The sequence below is a fragment of the Okeania sp. KiyG1 genome, assembly GCF_014132355.1.
Lineage (GTDB): Bacteria > Cyanobacteriota > Cyanobacteriia > Cyanobacteriales > Microcoleaceae > Okeania.
Genome location: NZ_BLZO01000113.1, coordinates 17,298 through 37,008 on the forward strand (window position 1 = coordinate 17,298; position 19,711 = coordinate 37,008).

A 19,711-nucleotide genomic window follows, 5' to 3' on the forward strand; every position below is an offset into this window, starting at 1 on the left:
AGTTTTCAGTAGACTTTTTGTGAGGCACCCTCGTTTATGGAACATTCCGTTAGGAAATAAGAAGCCGGGGATTTTCACCAAAACATGAGGTCTAAAGTGTCCCCTTTTAAGGGGATGAAAGAATATTCAGTTCAGTATTTCAAGCCTCCGTCTTTAGTGGTCGGTACTGATAACTGAAGTCCGCAGTTCCTCCGGAGGAGGCTAACTGATAGCGTAGCTCCGACCACAGGAGGCTAACTGATAACTGAAATGACCGAGAGCTTTAACGAAGTCAGAAGTTATTTTTGTAACGGGGATTTGAGCAAGTCTCCAAAAATATTTCGCCTTAAAAGGCGGGGTTGCGCGACCCAATTATTTTGATAAAAGCTGATAGCTAGTTAATTTTGCTGTTAAATTAGGGAAATATTGTTTTTTTGGCCTAATTTATTTGAGTATATATGAGCGCACCTTTTCCATTATATTTATAATATCATGTCAAGTTTTTTTGTCAACCCCCCTTTTTTCAGTTATCAGTTATCAGTTATCAGTATCCAGTTAGTAGTAGGACTTGAGTAATAAAATCAATATTTAATGTGCTAAAGCTCTACTACAGACAAAGGAGATTTCAACAATTAGTAAAGCTTTTATCTAAAACTAAAAGCAATAGCTGATAGCTGAATGTTTACTTTCTTCCTTATTCCTTCTTCCTTCTTTCTTCTTCCTTCTTCAATTGTTACTCTTTACTATAAAGTAGAGATAATAGGATATTTTTTATCAAAATAATATGGGTTTAAAACCCCGTCTTTTAAGGGGAAATATTTTTGGAGTGGGGTTTAAATCCCCTATTTCCCCTCCTGGGAGGAGTTAGGGGTGGGTTAACTTCTGACTTCTGACTTCTAACTTCTTACTTCGTTAATAGGGGATAACAAAGTTGCTTTCACAAAATCCGATTGTTACATTTACGATTCTTTTATTAGTAATTCTCACTCTTCCACCTCTATTTGAGCGTCTCAGACTTCCAGGATTAGTGGGTTTATTAGTGGCAGGAATTGTTTTAGGTGGAGATGGATTAAAATTACTCGATCCCGAAACAGAAACTATGAAGTTATTATCAGATATTGGTAAGGTTTATCTGATGTTTGTCGCGGGATTAGAAATTGATTTAATAGAATTTAAAAAAAATCAAGACCGCTCTCTTGGTTTTGGCATTGCCACATTTTTATTCCCACTTATTACTGGTACATTAATTGCCAAAATATTTGGTTTGGGTTGGAATGGTGCAATTTTAACAGGTTCTTTACTGGCTTCTCATACTCTTTTAGGTTATCCCATTGTTCAGCAGTTGGGTGTAGTGGGAAATCAAGCAATTACTGTTACTATTGGGGCGACTATTTTTACTGATATTGCTGCTTTATTAGTTCTGGCAATTTGTGTGTCGATTAATGCTGGTAATTTTTCGGTGATTAGTTTGGCAATTCAATTGGGAAGTTTGGCTATTTATGCGGGGATAATTCTTTGGGGTTTTCAATGGGTGGGTAAGCAATTTTTCCGACGAACTACTAATCAAGAAAGTAATCAATTTTTGTTTGTTTTGTTGGTTGTGTTTATTGCTGCTTTGGGTGCAACATTGATTAATGTCGATCAAATTGTTGGTGCTTTTCTGGCAGGTTTAGCGATTAATGATGTGGTGGGTAAAAGTCCGGTTAAGGAAAAAATAGAGTTTGTTGGGAGTGTTTTATTTATTCCTTGTTTTTTTGTTGATATGGGATTATTGCTGGATATGTCGGCTTTTGTAAATACTTTTTTGACTAGTTTTGAATTAACTTTATCTATTATTTTGGGTTTGCTTGGGAGTAAATTTTTGGCTGCGTTTTTGGCAAAAAAGATTTATAAATATAATTGGCATGAAACGATGAGTATGTGGTCTTTATCTATGCCACAGGTGGCTGCTACTTTGGCTGCTGCATTGGTGGGTTTGCAAGTAGGAATTTTGCCGGAGGTAATATTTAATAGTGTAATTTTTTTGATGTTAGTGACATCCATTTTAGGTCCGATTTTGACTGCTAGGTTTGCGAGTAAAATTTCTGTGCCCGAGGTGGATTTTTCGTCGGATAATTCTTTGATTTGGTGGGAAACTCATCAGCAAGTTCCAGATAGTTTTACGGAGAGGGTTGATGGAATTTTTAATCATAAGTTTGTTGTATTAGTGCCTGTATATTTTTCTCCAGAACAAACAAAATATTTAATTGAAATGGCAGTAATGTTGGCAAAGCATGAGGGTGGTTTAATGATTCCTTTATCTATAGTAAAAGGTTATCTAAATATGGATGCTCCTGAGTTAAATTTGGCTTTACAACAGAGTAGTGAAAGGTTAGATTCTGTTTTAGAAATTAGCCAAAGTTTTGAAGTTGATGCTACTCCAGAAATCAGAATTTATGATGATTTTGCTAAAGGTGTTAGTCGTACAGCACGGGAAAAAAATTCTAGTTTGATTGTGATGGGTTGGCACGATACTACTGGTATTAAAGCCCGTTTATTTGGAAGTATAATAGACCGGGTATTTTGGTCTGCTCATTGCCCGGTAGCTGTGGTACGTTTGTTGGAAAAACCGATTAATATTCATCGGATTTTAGTACCAGTTAAAAATATTACTCCCCAAGCATTAAGAACTGTACGTTTTGCTCAACTTTTTGCTGATGCTAATCAAGCTTCTGTAACTCTACTTCATGTATGCGATCGCCAGACTTCTAAGGAACAAATTACTAAGTTTCATTCCCAACTTTCTCAGCTTATTTCTCAGGGAAAAAACGAGGTAAAGTCGAGAATTAAAATTATTCGTTATGATGATGTTGCTCCTGTAATTAGTAAGGCAGCAAAATCATATCAATTAGTAGTATTACGTTCGATGCGACGACGTACTGCGGCAGGATTATCTGTTAGTGATGTTACTACTAAAGTTTTGTCAGAAATTACTTGTTCAGTTGTTATATTTGGAGAACCTTATTCTTAGTTTTAGGGAATATTCAAGAATTTAGAATTTAGAATTTAGAATTTAGAATTACCGAATAATTAATAATTAATAATTAAATAATTCTGGTTTAAAGCCTCCCTTTTAAGGGGAAAAAAGAAATAATATTTCCTTATATTCAATTCCGTAACGGTTTTCACCAGAGGTAATTATCAATTATCCATTATCAATTATCAATTAATGAACTTTCCTTGAAAAGAAGAGGATTGGGTTAAAAGGAATTTCTTTCTTCTCTTGGTCGATTGGATATGGTGAGGAAACCCATCCATCCCTCAACCGCTTTTTTCTCCATGAATGGAGAGGCTTTATACCTTAATTTTTCGGTAAACAATTAATAATTAATAATTATATCATGTCCGGATAATTAGTGATAAAAAAACTTTCTCCTTATTTTCTTCTTTCTTCCCTCCTGAATTCTGTTTGCGGAGCATTCCGTAGGAAATTCTGAATTCAGAATTCTGAGTAGTTTATTTATAACTGTTCAATCAGACATGATATTACCTCTTCTTTTCAAGGGGAGGATTAACGCGGAGCGTGAATTTTTTTTCCTTTTTCTCCTTTAAAGGAGAGATTTTAAACCTTAATTATTCGGTAAAAATAAGAGTAATTAGCATTAATTTGCTAATTATTAGTAAAAAGGTAATAATACCAGTGTTAATTACTGAATAACTTAAGTGTTACCTAAGTATAGGATTAAGAGATGATTTGTAAGCTGAACGGACTAACTTAAATTTTTGTGCAAAATGTAGAACGGTTTGCTAATATAATGAAAATTTTAATCAGAGGTAATTAAGTTGCTGCCCAATACTCCAATTGTTGCCTTCACTATTCTTCTACTGGTTATTTTAACCATTCCACCAATTTTTGAACGTCTCCGACTACCTGGTTTAGTGGGATTATTAGTAGGAGGAGTCGTACTAGGTCCTCATGGTTTACAGCTTCTCAATAGTGAAACAGAAACTATGAAGTTACTATCAGATATTGGCAAAATATATCTGATGTTTGTCATAGCTTTAGAAATTGATTTAGGACAATTTAATAAAACTAGAAATCGCTCCATTGGTTTTGGCTTTATCACTTTTTTTATCCCTATTATTGCAGGTATTTTAGTTGGTAGAATTTTTGGTTTTGGCTGGAATGCTTCGATTTTAATTGGTTCTCTATTTGCACCTCATACTCTTTTAGGTTATCCCATTGTTAATAGATTAGGTGTAGTTGCTAATGAAGCGGTTACTGTGACTATTGGGGCGACAATATTTACTGATATTGCTGCTTTATTAGTTCTGGCAATTTGTGTGTCGGTTAATGCGGGAGAATTTTCTGTTGTTAGTCTGATTATTCAGTTAGGAGAATTGGCTATTTATGCAGTAGTTGTTTTATTTGGTTTTAAATGGTTAGGGGAACAATATTTCCGTCGGACTGGGGACGAAGAGGGAAATCAATTTTTATTCATAATGTTAGTTGTATTTATTGCTAGTGTAGAAGCACAAATAATTCATGTTGATATTATTGTTGGAGCTTTCCTAGCTGGTATTGCTGTGAATGAAGTTGTGGGAAATGGTCCTGTTAAGGAAAAAGTGGAATTTATTGGCAGTACATTGTTTATTCCTTTTTTCTTTGTAGATATGGGATTAATTTTAGATGTTCCGGCTTTTGTTTCAACAATAACTTCCGAATTTGTAATGACTTTAGCTATTATTGTTGGAGTAATTATTAGTAAATTTATTGCAGCTTTATTAGCTCAACGATTATACAACTATAATTTTCCAGAAACTTTGACAATGTGGTCTCTAACTTTGCCTCATGTTGCTGCTACTTTGGTCGAAGCTTTAGTTGGTCTTCAGGAAGGAATATTAACAGAACCATTTTTCAATGGCGTAATTGTTTTAATGTTAGTAACTTCTATACTCGGACCTTTAACTACAGCCAGATTTGCTCCCTTATTATCCCAACCTTTGAGTCTATTTAATGGTGGTAATAAATCAGGAATTTGGTGGGAAACTCACGAACAAGAATTGGAGGCAGAAAGTGATGAACATAAGTTTACTGTTTTAGTTTCTATATATAATCCTGTAACTGAAAATTATTTGCTAGAAATGGGAGCAATGTTAGCCAAACATGAGTCTGGATTAGTTGTTCCTTTATCAATTGTTAAAGCTAATTTTCATTTGGATGAACCAGTTTTAAGTACAGCAATTCACCATAGCGAACGACAGCTAAAACGAACCCAAGAAATTACTCAACAATTTAATGTTGAAGCTCAACCAGAACTACGAATTTATAATGATATTTCTCAAGGAATAAGCTGCACTGCTAGAGAAAAAAATGCTAGTTTAATTATTCTGGGTTGGAGTCAACAAAGTGGTTTACGGGCACGTTTATTTGGAAGTATTATTGATAGTGTTTTTTGGTCTTCTCATTGTCCGGTAGCAGTGACAAGATTACTGGATGATCCGATTGATATTCATAAAATTTTAGTACCAGTAAAAAATATTACTCCTCAAGCATTACGAACTGTACGTTTTGCGCAACTTTTTGCTGATACTAATCAAGCTTATGTGACTTTATTACATATATGTTCTAGTATTAGTTCTCCAGAACAAATTGATGAATTTAAGTCTAAACTTTCAGAGATTATTTCTGTTGATGAATCTGAGGTTAAATTGAAAATCAAAGTTATTGCCAATGATAATGTTGCTCAAGTAATTGTTAGAATGGCTAGGTCTTTTGATTTAGTTATTTTGCGTTCTATGCGTCGCCGTACTGCTGGTGGTTTGGCTGTTAGTGATGTGACTAATGAGGTTTTGAAAGAGTTAAATTGTTCTTTAGTGTTGTTTGGTGAACCTCATTCTTAAGTTAAGGAAGAAGGAAGAAGGAAGAGGGAAGAAGTACTACCATTTCTTAAAAACTTTTCTACAGTAGGGGAGTAGGGAAGTGGGGGAGATTAAACCTACATTCCGCACGACAAAATGCAGCATAAAAATATAAGTCAAAAGTCAAAAGTCAAAAGTCATGCATTAAGAATTAAGAAGTAAGAATTAAGAAGAAAATTATAGTGGTCAATAGGAGTCAATAATTCAGTAAGTATTTATGCTTAATATTTAACTGAAAATTTGACTTTTGAGAAGTAATTTATGACGAACTCACAATATTTAGCATTTTAGTCAAAGTTTTTTTTACTCATTTTGTAGGGTAATTAGATTGACAAGCATTTGTATTAGCTCAAACTCCCAGATTAATGTGAGTAATATTAATTGCTGGAAGTTTATTCAAGATATTAATACAGTATCTAGCCGATTCAGAAAATCAGCTAGATTCCATTACAGTGATATATCAAATAGCTGCAAAAGTAAACCTTATCCTATTTATATGTATTTAGACTTCAAAATTTTAACTTTATTAAGAATAAATGCTTGAAATATATTAGATTTATTTGTATTAATTTACCATAATGAATTGAGGAAGTAATTACTCTAAGATATGATTTTTAATTTTTGCTTCAATCACAAATAAACAATACCTCGTTTTATTGTTCTTGATAAGTAATTTCTTCTCTCTTCACGACCATACCATTGATTGCTAGACTAAAAGAACCATCATTCACTCTGAAAGTTTTATTACCATCAATTGCAGCATATCCTCGATCAAATTCTACAGGTAACTCTAAAACTTGATTCGGATTAGATTTTCTACCTGCAATTAACATTAATTGACCATTTGGTAGACGACAAATGTTAGCAAAATAGTTCTTGGATTCAAAATAATTTACTTCAGACCAGTTGTCTCCACGTTGAAGACAAATACGCCGATTATTCCGGGGCAGTTCAGCTAATAATATAGTTCCTTGTTCTGTTTCTAGATTGTTGCTATATGCTAGAACTTTTGCTGAAAATGTATATAAAAAGAATGTAGTCATTGTTAACAGTCCTAACTTTAAGAGCTGTTGATTAGTCTTAACAAAATTCACAGTTTAGTCCTCCGATAAATAAATTAATGGCTTACATGATACAACATAAAAGCAAAATTTAATTATTAAATTTTTCTAATTAAATAAAAAGCATCTCTGGCAAGGGAAGTAAGTTAAACTTTCTGGAAATAAAAATCAATAGAGCTACTACCTCTATTAACATACTTTTTCAGAAAATTCACTACACATGTATGTTACTTGTTCTTCATTGATAGTCCTACCATTTTCTGCAATACTTAAAGTAGCACCTGTTACAAGATAGGTAGTATTTCCGTCTTCAGCAACATATCCAGTTCCCTCTTCAGTTATTACAGGTATCTTAATAGCATTTTCAGGACGATTTTTTTGCCCACGAATATAAATTAATTGACCATTTGGCCTTCGGCAGATGTTGACAAAAAAATCAGATGTTTCTACATAAAAAGACATAATTAAAGACTAATTTTGCTGAGGGCACATCTGCAAATCATCTCGCGATCGCTAAGTTAATAGTAATAGAATTTGTCAAAGGGAACCCTTAACAAAAAACATAAAATCTAAAAGCATCCTAGCTTATATCAGCAAGCTAACCAAAAATCACTTTCAGTAAAGAAAAATCATCACTAAAAGCATTACCACAATTCAAATCTCGCACATAGTTTAAGATCTTATCTAGATGAAAATAACCGTATTTATGGTACTCTAAAATTAGATTGATAAAGTTATCTATACCCCAGATTTCTCCTCCTGGTTGAGGAATTTCATAAACACCATCACTAAAGATATACAGAGAACTAAACTTCTCAACTACACAAGAATGATCGACATAAGTCACATCTGGAAACATACCAATAGGCATTCCTGGAGTTTTCAACTTATTCACTTGACTAAGCTGACCATTACCTAAAATTAAAACAGCCGGAGGATGACCAGCACTTGCATATACCAGTTGATTCTCAGAGCGATTATATACCCCATACCAGATTGTAAAGTATTTATCATTTTGATAAGTCATCTGGTAAGTGTTATTTAAAGCTCTAAGTACATCACTAGGTTGATGGTAATCTATATTCGGTATTGCCTTCGATCTTAATAAATTCAAAACTGAAACAGAAGGAAGTGCGGCCCGTAAACCATGTCCTGCTACATCCAGTAAATACACAGCCAAGTAATTTTCGTCCAACCAATAATAATCAAAGCAGTCTCCTCCTAATTTGCGAGAAGGAATAAACTGTGATTCAACTTTTACTGGTTCCATTAAAGGTTCTGGCAGAAGGGAGCGCACATAATCAGCAGCTTCAGCTAATTCTGCTTCTAGTAGTTGCTTTTGGGTTTGTAAGTCTTGAGATAGCTGATGTAATCGCAACCCAGCTCTGACTCTGGCTGTCAATTCACTCATTTCTATTGGTTTAGAAATAAAATCATCAGCACCTGCGTCCAAACCTTTAACTTGATCTTGAACCGTTCCTAAAGAAGTTAATAAAATGAAGAAAGTAGTAGATAGCTCAGAATCTGCTTTAACTCGGCTGCATACTTCTATTCCTGTGAGTATTGGCATGATCCAGTCACAGATAATCAAAGCAGGTTGTAAATTTTGTGCCTGTTGAAAACCATCTTCACCATTACTTGCTACTGTCACTTCATAACCCTGTTTCTGGAGAGCTCTTTTGAGCAATTCCTGAATGGCAATATCATCATCAATAACCAAAATTTTATACATCATGCACTCAGTTAAACAATTCACTGTTTCGGCTAAAGCCAACATAAAAGTGAGTAGACCAACAGGAGTTTTTATTTCAACTCGCTTCGTTCAAAAGCAGCAGGAGGAAGGATATAAGTAAAGTGTTAATATTTTTTTCTTTTCTTACTTCCTTCATTTTGCAGATATTGGGTTTAATTCTCCCACGCCTTTTAAAAATTGGTGGTCTTCAATCTTACATTGGGATCGAATCCCTTTTTTGATCGACCTTCTTCCTTCTTTTAAATTATTTACATAAATTTTATACATATACTTTACAATATAGCTTAGGATATACCTAAAATATTATGTAATAAATTTAAGAAAGTAAGTGTGGATAAAGTAAAAAGATCTGATAAATTACCTACGAAACGTAGTGCTTTTTTACAAGTTAGTTCAGACCTTAGAGAAAACGACAAAGTTTTGTCATGGTTTGAGCAATTGTATCAACCAACTATTCCGAAAACAGTTTGGCTACAGTGTGAGCTGGCTTTGGCTGAAGGTTTTACTAATGCAGCCCGTCATGCCCATAAAGATTTATCTAGAGAAACACTTATAGACATTGAAGTTACAATGTTCAGCGACCACATAGAAATTAGAATTTGGGATTTTGGTCTGCCTTTTGACTTAGCAGAATGGTTAAAAGCACAACCAGCTCAAACAGATATATTTGCTCCTGGTGGACGGGGTATAAAACTTATGTATGCGATAGCAGACAATATTAGTTATACCCGGAGTACTTCCGAAAATCGGAATTGTTTGTTAATCAGTAAAAGTTATTGGCCATATCCCAAAGAAAAAAATGAAACTTCTGATAGTGACAGCTAAATATGACATACTCCCACACGTTCGTTGGCACTATTATAGTGTGGGCTTCTCGTTTCGTAGCCCTGCCATTGCATCGGGCAAGGGCGTGCTTTAAGAACGGAATGCCCTACCGCCCTATTCTTTATATTTATTGCCGCGTTAACATCGCGGTCAATCCCAACACCGCAATGTGGGCAAGAATGAGTTCGTATATTTAATTCTTTATCGACTTTTTCACCACAATTTGAGCAATCTTGGCTAGTATTTTTGGGTTTCACCCTATAGTTTTCACCTCCAGCATTTCCGGCTTTGACAGTCAAAATAGAAAGGAATTGTCCCCATCCTGCATCTTTTATCAGTACCGCTCTTGACAGAGCAGCTCTACTAACGCCATCTCTCGACCGCTTTTTATCCCCTTAAAAGGGGAGGCTTTATAAACATCTTTCTTAACATAAAATTTGACAAAATAGACAAGTTATGTATAAGTCTTTGAAAGGCTTTTTCTTGAGAAAAGTGTATGAAAAATACATTTTTTGAGAACTGTAGACAAGATTCTGACTCCCCACACCTCCCACAATCCCTACAGGGTTTTCAGGAGTTCCTGATCGGGGAAAGCTTAAAAGGGGAGGCGCATACCCACAATTTTTCGGTAAAGCTATGATATTTGTGCCAATGGGTTCAGCCAAAGCAAAATTTCATGTTTAAGTTGATTGAGGTCTCGATAAATTTCTTGTTTTAGCCATTGACCGATCGCATCTACAGGAGTATATATTTTTCCGACAGGCCAACTTATATCTTGACCCAAAGGTGTTAAATGGTTTCCATTTAATCTTTTAACTGTCACCATATCGGGAAAACGTAATCTTAACAAATCACTCAAACGAAGAGTTTGATCTATATCATCGTCTTTAAATTTAATCAATAAATTACGCCGAATTTGATAACGCTTTTGAATTAGGCGGTTTGTGATCTTAGGAGATGGAGTAAATTCTACTTTCATAACAGGAGATATCTGCTCCACCAAGGGTATTGCATCACGAGCTGCGGAATTATTAAAGGATATCAAAATATTTCCAGCTCTTTCTAGAGAAAATAAGCTACCTATTAGTAAATGTAACTTACATCCCATGCTATGCCCAATGCCATATATAGGTAGACTTTTTTTTCGCAGTATTCTTTGAGCATAAATAAGATTGAGACAGTTATCAAAACTGCTAAGAACATTTTTAGCCATTGCTAAATGATCTAAAGTATTGACAAAAGGAGTGGCTATTACTGCATATCCTTGATTTGCTAGCATTTCCAATAACCACCGATAAGTTACATTGGGTGCAGTTGCAACAAACGCTCCCCCCAAAAAATGTATGACTGCTTTGGGGCGAGAAGGTATTAGTACCCAATTACCAGAATTTTCTTGCCATTCCATAATTCAAAACTATAAAAGTTTTTTTTCTTGACAATTACAATATTTAGTGATAATAAAGTTGAAGCATTATTTTGTGTTTAAAAGAAAAAAATTAGAACACAAAAATCTAAAACGGTATTATTTTTTTATAAAATTGTAATAGCCATTAATAAAATTTTAAGGGAAATTGGTAGGATTTGACAGGTTTAATTAGTTAATCCGTATATTTATTTTTAATTTTTATTTTTAAATACTCTCAGATAATTGATTTCTGGGAAATTCCTAAGTAGGGTTTGCTGAAAAAGTCTTTTGGAAAAGGGAGGAGTCAGGAGTCAGGAGTCAGGAGTCAGAATGAATGGGAATTACAAAAGATGTAGTTGGAAGAATTATCCCTTAATTTTTCTGCCCAACTCTTGCACAAAATTTTAACTTTTTGAGCTTTCTTGACCGAAAAGCTGGCACTTTTTTGCAATCTAATAAGGCTGAAACCTTTATCTGTCAATCTTTTGATAGTTAATCAGCAAGCCCTAAGTAAAAACTTCTATTGCGACATTCGCAACAAAACTACCGACTGCTCCATAAAACTGATACAAAGCGTTACATAACCTAACAACCCGATAGCGTAGCTCCGACCTAGGAGACTGTTTACTTCCTGCTTCTTGTGAGGCCGTCGGCGGTTACTCATCAACAGGCATTCATGCACAGGCATTCACGGTCGAGCCGACCGCATTTCTTAAATTTATACTGGCGTTTAAATCTCAATAAGATTGACAACCCACACTTCTTGCAGTCATAAGTTCTCAGATGCAAGGGCATGTCTTGAACATGACCACAGTTAGAACAAGTCTTTGATGATGGAAAGAATCTATCTACTACTACTAGCTTACAACCGTACCATTGGCACTTGTATTTACAGCGGTTTTCATATGAATAAACCACAATGTTCAAACCAACCCACGGCATCATCTTCAGTTATTTGAGCGATCGCTAAACTAATAACTCGATCCAATTGTTCTGAAGTTCGGGCCTCATAAGAACGGAGGAAATTTTTAAATTTTGACCAGCATAATTCTATAGGTGACAAATCTGGAGAGTAAGCTGGTAAAAATATTAATTTTGCTCCTGCTGAGTTAATTAATTCTTCAATTCTTGGCCCTTTATGAATACTTAAATTATCCATCAATACAATTGCTCCAGGCCATAATTGAGGTACTAAAATTTGTTCAATATATACTTCAAATATTTTTTTATTTGTACTGCCAATTACTGTCATTGATGCAATTAAACCATCTATACTTAATGCCCCTAATACACTTGTATTGCGACCTCGATTTCTAGGAGTATTTGTGACTACTCTTTCTCCTCTTGTTCCTCTGCCATAAGCACGAGTCATGCCTAAATTAACCCCTGATTCATCAACAAATACTAAATTATGTATATCTATTAAATCCAACCATTTTCGATATTCGTAGCGTTTTTGCTTAATATCTTCTCTCTCTTGTTCCGAAGCACAAATACTTTTTTTTTCTAGTTATATTGAGTTTTTTCACGCGTTCGATACATTGTTGATACACTAACTTTTACTCCTGTCTTACTTTGAAAATACTGGCATAATTCACAAAGTAAAATATCTGGTTTTTGTTGAATTTTCTGCGCTCATTAAAAAATCAAAATAATTTTCAATTTTAGTCTTGGGTCCTCCTCCATGTTGTTTTGGATTCACAGTTCCTGTGTTTCGATAATGCCGCTCTGAAATTACGGACAAAAGTCAAACTAACTTGAAATCTTTGTGCTATTTGACGTTGAGAACCTTCTTTGTTTTGATAGGCTCTAATCACACGAAGACGTAAATCTGGTGAATATGGTCTGGCCATTTTTTCGTTTGGCGATCGCTCTAGATAACTATTTTGTCTTTAGTTACATTTTACACTTTTGTGGTTCACTCATCTGAAAAGCGCTGTAAGCTGTCTGGTGAAATTCATAAAATCCTTGGTTGGCTATTGATTTAGCTAGTTTATGATTAGCTAAAATTCCTCTGACATTCAAATCTTCACCCACCCCTCTAGCTCCCCTCCCGGGAGGGGATGGGGGTGGGTTGTGGTTCTTGGCTAAATATGTTGTCAGTTTATGAAGTGCGTCTTGACGGATGTTTGCTACTTTTCTATGCAACCTAGCTATCTTAAGTTGTGCTTTTCTCCAATTAGCAGAGCCCACCTGTTTATGACGATTTAGGTATTGCAGCCTAGACAACTTGGCTTCAAATTTTTGATACGCTTGTAAGGGAACACCTTCTTGAAAACTAGACAAAGCTAGACATTTGCCATCGGTGAGTGCAAATGATTTCGTGGCTCACCCGTTTCAATGTGTACTTGCTGTGAAAGTTGATGTTCCACCCACAAGCTATGGGTTAGGATACCCTCAAGGGCTTTCCGACCTTGAAAAAGTTGAGTCCGGCGAATACGATGTAGTTTCATAAAACTAGCAACTCGCCTCCAATGACTCCAATCATGTTTGTTGACATCCTCCGGTCTCAACAAACACTGCGGGATTTTTTCTGATAACTTTAAGGCTCTACGGCCAATTACTAAAGCTGCAGCAGTGCCACTATTCAGGCCATATTTAGCCATGTAATTAATCATTCCTATCACGCTAGTAAAAGCAGGGTTAACTTTTATTAATTCAACTCCAAATCTTCTACAACGTGACTCTAAAGCTTCTCTAAACATTCCTGTAGACAAGTTGGAAAGCATTGCATTATAAATTTTACTTTCCTCACTCATCTTTGCTTTTTTCTTGGTAAAATCCAGAGACTCAATAGCAATAGCGCACTCAAAAAAATCTGCTAATTTGACAATAGTCGCGACAATATTCCTCATAGTTGCTTGTCGTTGCCCTGTAGTTTGATTTTTCCATTTATACGGAATTTCTTCGGGCATATTCAATGTTACCATCCCACTTCACATAAGTAACTGAAATTGAATCAGCATTAAAATCAATACCAAGACAACCATTTTTTCTTGTATGAACTACTGGTATTTCTGGTACATAAGTTGAAAGATGTACATACCAATTATCCTGTTTGTGTTCTCTACGAAAAATAGAAATTGTGATTGGTTTTAAACTATTTATGGCATAATCTAAATCTGTTGCTCTATATCTGCCATTTCTATCTGAAACAGAAAATTCTAACTGTATTTTTTGACCATATTTATCCTGTAATGGTCTCGGTAGTTGAACTTGTAATTGATATAACCCATCCTCTTTTAATGGGAAAACTTTGATCATAGTTCCACCCCCTGGCTGAGATTTTCCCACACAGAAAAATCTGCCTGACCGTTTCTTACTCCAATCTACACTCCATTCCTCTTGGGTTTCATATCCATTTTCTGCTAAATTATGTTGAGCGTTAAATAATTTCTGTGAACCAAAACAAATATGTAAACGTTCTGTAGAATTTAACTTCTTTAATTTTCGTTTCAGACTAGCTATTTTCTGAATTTTACTTTTTAAACCCAGTAATTGATGACAAAATTTCTTTCGAGCTTGTATATGTGGAAAACCTTTTTTTGTTGCTAATTTTAATGTTTTTTCTAGTTTAATGATGAGTTTTTTGTCGCAGTTGTTTTAGCTTGGATTTGTAACTCTAATTTAGAATAATGGTTTTTTTAGCTGTTTTTAATTGGTTTAAACATGTTCGTGCTTCAGTAGCGATTGAGTCAGCCCATGCCCATTGAATGTTAAACTGCTTCATCAGACGCTTTTCTAGTTCTGATTCTGATAATTTCTCAGTTTGCATCCAGTTAACAGCAGAACGTTTCCAGGATTCATATAATGCTCCGAGTTCCTCAAATGCAGGATGGTATTCAATTTTAGCTTCTATTCCTGTCAAGGAACCGTGAGATTTGGCCATTACTCACATTGAATTACTTTACTCAAAGTTAGCACAGCTTGTCTTTTTGTGTCAATAATATTTGCGCTTTGCTTTGACATGAACTCAAGTTTCGTGTCTGGTTCCTAATTTTTCTACCTATTTGCCATTGTGTAATATCCTAGACATTTTGTAGATGTTTGTCTAGGATAGTCCATATTTTTTGGTGTTAGCAAGCAACAGTAGGAAAAACATTTTCCTGTCTTAGGGTTTATCAAGGGAAAGAGGGAAGAGGGAGGAGAGCTAAAAAGTCTGAAAAAAACTTAAATTTCCTCTAGATATTCACCCTTATGACCAAAGATTTTTAATAAGACAATGGATCTTTTAATCCCAACTCCTGGAAAGCAGCTAACCGCAACCGACAAGAATCACATATACCACAAGGTTTTTCTTCACCTGCATAACATGACCAAGTTTTTTCCCAAGGTACTCCTAAACTATTCCCCAGTTGAATAATTTCGGTTTTTTTCATATCAATAAGTGGGGAAACAATAGCGATCGCCTCTCCCTCTCTCCCCTGTCTAGTTCCCAAACGAAAAACTTCTTGCATTGCCTGAATATAGTCTGGACGACAGTCAGGATAACCCGAATAGTCTAAAGCATTTACCCCAATATAAACCCGACTCGCATTGACAGCTTCAGCATAAGCGAGGGCAAAACTCAGAAAAATAGTATTACGCGCTGGAACATAAGTAATAGGGATATTTTGCGACATTTCATCGACAGAGCGATCGCTTGGTAAATCAATTTGATTATCAGTTAATGCGGACCCTCCCCATAGTCTGAGGTCAAAACTGACAACATGATGTTCTACTACACCCACACTTTCAGCAATTTTTTGGGCTGAGTCTAACTCTCGACGATGGCGTTGTTGGTAGTCAAAGGAAATAGCATAACATTCACAACCATCTGCTTTTGCTTGGTACAAAACTGTTGAGGAATCTAATCCTCCTGATAATAAAATAACTGCTTTCACTATTCTTCTATATTTTTTGGTAATGGTAATATCTTTTAATCATAACTATTAGAACTGTCGTAAAAATGAAGTCTACCATAGCCAAGAAAATGACCAGATGATTTTTCTCCAACCGGAAAAGCAGTTACTCCAAATAAATATATACCCCCATACTTAGGAGTCCGCACTGGACGCAAACCTATGGTAAAAGTTTTGCCTGGGGGTACTGGAGGGTCAAAGGTTACTGACACAGTATTAGTTTCCTGATCGACTGCCACTTCCCCAACTGCCAGTTGCTGTCCTTTCTGGCGATGGGTTCCTTCAAAGGCAATAATTTTCTTTGGGTTATATCGGATATTGCCAGATCCTTCAGTTTCGGTAATTGTTACTCGTTCTAGTGGCACACCAGCATCAGGCAATAAACTGAGAGTAAAGTAATAGGTTGCACTCCAAACATAGGTTTCACTGCGGGTAGTGACTGCTTTAAGTAAGCGAGGTGGTTGAGCAAAATAAACTGTACCATCTTTTGTCTGAATTGCTAAAGTAGGAGTCACCAAGAAGTAACAAAGAACAAAGAAGAAGGAGACAATTTTCAATTTATACCAGGGAACAGTGAACAGGGAACAGCGGTGCGACCCCGCGTCGGTGTCAGACGCAAGCGGTCGGAACCCGCGACGACGCCAGCTCGCTTGCGGAACGCCGACCAAGAGAGGGAACGCCGACCAAGAGAGGGAACGCGCACTAAGAGAGGGAACAGGAGGAAAAATATTTCCCTGTCTGAGGTTCATCATCAGCATAAGTCCTATTAATAATTGAAGTGTCACCTAAGTTAAGCACTCTTTTTTATAAATTATCAATTATTTCCTCCTATTGCCTATTACTTATTCCTTCTTTTATGAAAATGTCTATTGCCTGTTATACATTATCTGTTTTACCAAAAAATGAGGCGTTGCACAGTGACGAATGATTCTAGATTTTGGATGCCTGAATTTGGAATTGGTGAATTACTAAAATGATTAGTTAATAGTTTTTAGTCAAAGTCCAAGCCAATTTTTTGCAGCATTATTCCATAATGTGCAACCCCAAAAATGACTTCTAAAGCCTCCCCTTTTAAGGGAATGAAAAAATATTCAATTCAGTATTTAAAGCCTCCAGCTTTAGTCGGAGGTACTGATAACTGTTAACTGATAACTGAAATGACGCCATTTTCTGTACAAACGGCAGTTAGAGGTCTATCCCAAGGATCTATTGGTAATTGTTGTAAGTAAGCAAATTCAAATACAATTCCTATAGTAGGTTTTGATGCCCATTCTTCAGAACTTAACATCCGGTCATAAAAACCACCACCATAGCCTAAACGATAACCATTTAGGTCACAAGCAACAGCAGGAATTAAAATTAAATCTACTTCTGATGAATGTAATAATGGTGCATTTGATTCTGGTTCTAAAATACCATACTTGCCTTTTTGTAAAGAACTTTCAGGTTGCCAAATATGCCAAAATAAATCTTTTTTTACACACCTTGGAAGTCCCCAAATTTTATTAGAAACTGTTGAATTTTCTCGATTATTTGTAAATAATAAACTAAGGTCTACTTCTTGACGAAAACTAAAGTAAGCTAAAACAGTTTGAGCTTTTTGAAATAGGGAGTAATTTTGTAAGTGATGGCAAAGGCGATCGCTCTTTTCTCTCCATTCAGTTTCTGACATAGACTGACGTTTTTTCAACAGCGAGCTTCTTAGTTCTTTTTTGAGCATTAATCTATTCAAGAATTTAGAATTTAGAATTTAGAATTTAGAATTTAGAATTATCTCTTGTTATAAATAAGAGTATTGGATCAAAGGATTTTTTTTCTTCTCTTGGTCTCATGGATATGGCGCAGGTTTCCTCGCTATCCCACCCTAACGGGAAGCTCCGCTTTTTCCTAGGTCATGCTGCGCAAACATGTCGCGTAGCGTTAACGTAGTTATGCGAAGCAAAACGACCGCTGTCTTGGTCGATTGGATATGGCGAGGTCCCCTCGCCATCCCTCGACCGCTTTTTTCTCCATGAATGGAGAGGCTTTATACCTGAATTTTTTGGTTAAATTAAATTTAAAATCTTCAAGTGGATAAATATTAATTAGGACTTACGGAACGTTATTGGTAGTAGACTGACACAGCTAAAACTGTGCAATAAATTTTTATTTCTAGGTGTCTTTATCTCCCCTACTCCCCTACTCCCTACTCCCCTACTCCCCTACTCCCTATTTAGAGCATCCAAGGGGGAGCTGGTTCCAATTCCATTTCTATTTGAGCCTCATCTCGAGTTTCATCAATATTAAGTATGACTAACTCGTTATCTGGGGTGCGGATTTTTATATTTAGCGATCTTAAACCTATGGTTGAATTAATATAACCTTCGTATTTAGAGCCTATAGGTAATTGTGATAAAATTTCGTCAATTTTTTCTATTAATTTTTCAGAATTACGATAATACTTTGTTGCGTCTGCAACTATTTTATTCACCTTTTCCTGACTAATTTTTAGAGTACTGGCTAACCCTATCACAAAACTATTTTCTTCTTCTGTTACTTTATCATCTGCTATGGCTATTTTTACTGCTAAATCAAAAGCATTTTCTATTTCTTTTTCATCTTGAAGTGCTTGTTTAGCGGCAGAAAATAATGCTTCGTTTTTTTCTGTACGAATAATTCTTAAAACTTTTTCTCTAGCTGCATCTACTTCTTTAGCATTGAATCCTTTTCTTAGTAAAAAACCTTCTAAAATTTCTACTTCATTCATATCAATATCACCATCAACTGCCATGACCATTAAACCAATAGCAAAGATGGCTTCATTAGGGGTTAATTCCTCTGAACATTTTACTTTACTGTTAAAAATATGTTCATACGACATAGATTTTTTGAGAATATCAAATTTTAATTATATATGGATATATTCAACAATTAATAATTAATAATTAATAATTAATAATTAATAATTACCTCTTCTTTTAAAGGAGAGAATCGACTTATATCGTGTCCGCTTAAACAGTGATAAATAAATAACTACGGAGTCCTCAGGAGTCAACCCACTCCCTAACCCCTCCGGTGGAGGGGAGGGGAAGTCAGGAGTCAGAAGGAAAGAGGGAAGAAAGAAGAACAACAGGAGAAGAAGGAAAAAGTTTTTTTATAACTAATTATCCGGACATGATATTAAAGGAAAATTTTTTCTTCTCTTGGTCTGATGGATATGACTCCGATACCTGAAGAGTGACATAGCTGCTTTCCTTACGGAATGCTACCGCAAACGCTTTATATGTTGCGGAGCAAAACGCCATTCCATCCTTCGGGAAGCTACGAAGATAGAACTCCGTTCCGCTGACGCGAAACGCGACAGCGTTGCGTTGCGCCAGCTTTGCGTTGCGCCAGCTTTGCGTTGCGCCAGCTTTGCGAAGCAAAAGCAAAAGCAAAAGCAAACGACCGCTTGTTTCTCCTTTAAATGAGGGGCTTTAAACCTTAATTATATCATGTCCGGTTGAATACTTACACTTTGGAGAAGGTAAGGCAGCTATGCTGGAGGCTGGAGGCAGAAAGAAAGAAAAGATTAGAAGGGAAAAGGTTTTTTATAACTGATTATCCGGACATGATATTATTCGGTTATCAGTACAGAATCTGTCATTTCAGTTATCAGTACCGACCACTAAAGCCAGAGGTTTAAAATACTGAAGTTTACTTTTTTCATAGCCTGGAAAGGAGAGGCTTGAGACCATCTTTTTGGTCAAAAATTTAAAATTATAGATAACTAATAACTAATTAGGGTTTGCGCTCAAAAGTCTTTTTAAGGAGTAGGGGACCCACCCCTCGCCCCTCCCAGGAGGGGAAAAGGGGAGTAGGGGAGTAGGGTAGGGACGTTGCATAAGGGCGTCCGTACGGGAGAATT

At 35.7% G+C, this 19,711-nt stretch carries 19 protein-coding genes; 3 read left to right on the plus strand and 16 right to left on the minus strand.

Features of this window, described 5'->3' with window-relative positions; genetic code table 11:
• Positions 1-910: 910 nt before the first annotated feature.
• Both SAGCYANO_RS26435 and SAGCYANO_RS26440 read left to right on the plus strand, forming a co-directional pair.
• A complete protein-coding gene (locus tag SAGCYANO_RS26435) occupies positions 911-2,989 on the plus strand; it encodes a cation:proton antiporter (RefSeq protein ID WP_237396710.1) in 2,079 nt (692 codons plus the stop codon).
• 812 nt (positions 2,990-3,801) lie between these two features.
• Positions 3,802-5,862, plus strand: coding sequence for a cation:proton antiporter (locus SAGCYANO_RS26440; RefSeq protein WP_237396711.1), 2,061 nt, complete (start codon positions 3,802-3,804; stop codon positions 5,860-5,862).
• Between the two features lie 671 nt (positions 5,863-6,533).
• Here the strand turns inward: SAGCYANO_RS26440 and SAGCYANO_RS26445 are convergent.
• From SAGCYANO_RS26445 to SAGCYANO_RS26455, 3 genes are all read right to left on the minus strand, one after another.
• Positions 6,534-6,974, minus strand: coding sequence for a hypothetical protein (locus tag SAGCYANO_RS26445; RefSeq protein ID WP_202222805.1), 441 nt, complete (start codon positions 6,972-6,974; stop codon positions 6,534-6,536).
• A gap of 156 nt (positions 6,975-7,130) precedes the next feature.
• Positions 7,131-7,403, minus strand: coding sequence for a hypothetical protein (locus SAGCYANO_RS26450; RefSeq protein ID WP_202222806.1), 273 nt, complete (start codon positions 7,401-7,403; stop codon positions 7,131-7,133).
• Between the two features lie 136 nt (positions 7,404-7,539).
• Positions 7,540-8,673: a PP2C family protein-serine/threonine phosphatase gene (locus tag SAGCYANO_RS26455; RefSeq protein WP_202222850.1), complete on the minus strand. Its 1,134-nt coding sequence runs from the start codon at positions 8,671-8,673 to the stop codon at positions 7,540-7,542.
• Between the two features lie 351 nt (positions 8,674-9,024).
• On the opposite strand from SAGCYANO_RS26455, the gene SAGCYANO_RS26460 reads away from it, so the two are divergent.
• The gene (locus SAGCYANO_RS26460; protein ID WP_202222807.1) at positions 9,025-9,519 is read left to right on the plus strand and encodes an ATP-binding protein; all 495 of its coding nucleotides are present in this window, start codon (positions 9,025-9,027) and stop codon (positions 9,517-9,519) included.
• On the opposite strand, the gene SAGCYANO_RS26465 is transcribed toward SAGCYANO_RS26460, so the two are convergent.
• The 13 genes from SAGCYANO_RS26465 to SAGCYANO_RS26535 all read right to left on the minus strand — a co-directional run bounded on the left by SAGCYANO_RS26465 (position 9,516) and on the right by SAGCYANO_RS26535 (position 19,247).
• The gene (locus SAGCYANO_RS26465) at positions 9,516-9,818 is read right to left on the minus strand and encodes a transposase (protein ID WP_237396712.1); all 303 of its coding nucleotides are present in this window, start codon (positions 9,816-9,818) and stop codon (positions 9,516-9,518) included. The two genes, SAGCYANO_RS26460 and SAGCYANO_RS26465, sit on opposite strands and share 4 nt — an antisense overlap.
• 335 nt (positions 9,819-10,153) lie before the next feature.
• Positions 10,154-10,924: a DUF1350 family protein gene (locus tag SAGCYANO_RS26470; RefSeq protein WP_202222808.1), complete on the minus strand. Its 771-nt coding sequence runs from the start codon at positions 10,922-10,924 to the stop codon at positions 10,154-10,156.
• A gap of 663 nt (positions 10,925-11,587) precedes the next feature.
• Complete coding sequence (locus SAGCYANO_RS26480; protein ID WP_307785972.1) at positions 11,588-11,869, minus strand: zinc ribbon domain-containing protein; 282 nt, start codon at positions 11,867-11,869, stop codon at positions 11,588-11,590.
• Positions 11,826-12,419: an IS630 family transposase gene (locus SAGCYANO_RS26485; protein WP_202222851.1), complete on the minus strand. Its 594-nt coding sequence runs from the start codon at positions 12,417-12,419 to the stop codon at positions 11,826-11,828. The genes SAGCYANO_RS26480 and SAGCYANO_RS26485 overlap by 44 nt, the downstream gene beginning before the upstream one ends.
• A gap of 401 nt (positions 12,420-12,820) precedes the next feature.
• Positions 12,821-13,210 carry a transposase gene (locus tag SAGCYANO_RS26495; RefSeq protein ID WP_237396714.1) on the minus strand — a complete coding sequence of 130 codons (390 nt, stop codon included), beginning with the start codon at positions 13,208-13,210 and terminating at the stop codon, positions 12,821-12,823.
• A 2-nt stretch (positions 13,211-13,212) separates the two neighbouring features.
• Positions 13,213-13,839, minus strand: coding sequence for an IS200/IS605 family accessory protein TnpB-related protein (locus SAGCYANO_RS26500; RefSeq protein ID WP_202222811.1), 627 nt, complete (start codon positions 13,837-13,839; stop codon positions 13,213-13,215).
• Positions 13,817-14,188: a hypothetical protein gene (locus SAGCYANO_RS26505; RefSeq protein ID WP_202222812.1), complete on the minus strand. Its 372-nt coding sequence runs from the start codon at positions 14,186-14,188 to the stop codon at positions 13,817-13,819. Before SAGCYANO_RS26505 ends, SAGCYANO_RS26500 begins: the two co-directional genes overlap by 23 nt.
• Before the next feature lie 358 nt (positions 14,189-14,546).
• The gene (locus SAGCYANO_RS26510; RefSeq protein ID WP_202222813.1) at positions 14,547-14,813 is read right to left on the minus strand and encodes a hypothetical protein; all 267 of its coding nucleotides are present in this window, start codon (positions 14,811-14,813) and stop codon (positions 14,547-14,549) included.
• Between the two features lie 322 nt (positions 14,814-15,135).
• Positions 15,136-15,807 carry a 7-cyano-7-deazaguanine synthase QueC gene (gene queC / locus SAGCYANO_RS26515; RefSeq protein WP_202222814.1) on the minus strand — a complete coding sequence of 224 codons (672 nt, stop codon included), beginning with the start codon at positions 15,805-15,807 and terminating at the stop codon, positions 15,136-15,138.
• 35 nt (positions 15,808-15,842) lie between these two features.
• Positions 15,843-16,382: a DUF2808 domain-containing protein gene (locus SAGCYANO_RS26520; protein ID WP_237396715.1), complete on the minus strand. Its 540-nt coding sequence runs from the start codon at positions 16,380-16,382 to the stop codon at positions 15,843-15,845.
• A gap of 584 nt (positions 16,383-16,966) precedes the next feature.
• On the minus strand, positions 16,967-17,545 hold the full coding sequence (locus SAGCYANO_RS26525) for a 5-formyltetrahydrofolate cyclo-ligase (RefSeq protein WP_202222815.1): 579 nt from the start codon (positions 17,543-17,545) through the stop codon (positions 16,967-16,969).
• A gap of 492 nt (positions 17,546-18,037) precedes the next feature.
• Positions 18,038-18,685: a tellurite resistance TerB family protein gene (locus SAGCYANO_RS26530; protein WP_202222816.1), complete on the minus strand. Its 648-nt coding sequence runs from the start codon at positions 18,683-18,685 to the stop codon at positions 18,038-18,040.
• Between the two features lie 283 nt (positions 18,686-18,968).
• Positions 18,969-19,247 (minus strand): hypothetical protein, encoded by a 279-nt coding sequence (locus SAGCYANO_RS26535; protein ID WP_202222817.1) that lies wholly within the window; start codon positions 19,245-19,247, stop codon positions 18,969-18,971.
• Between the last annotated feature and the right edge of the window lie 464 nt (positions 19,248-19,711).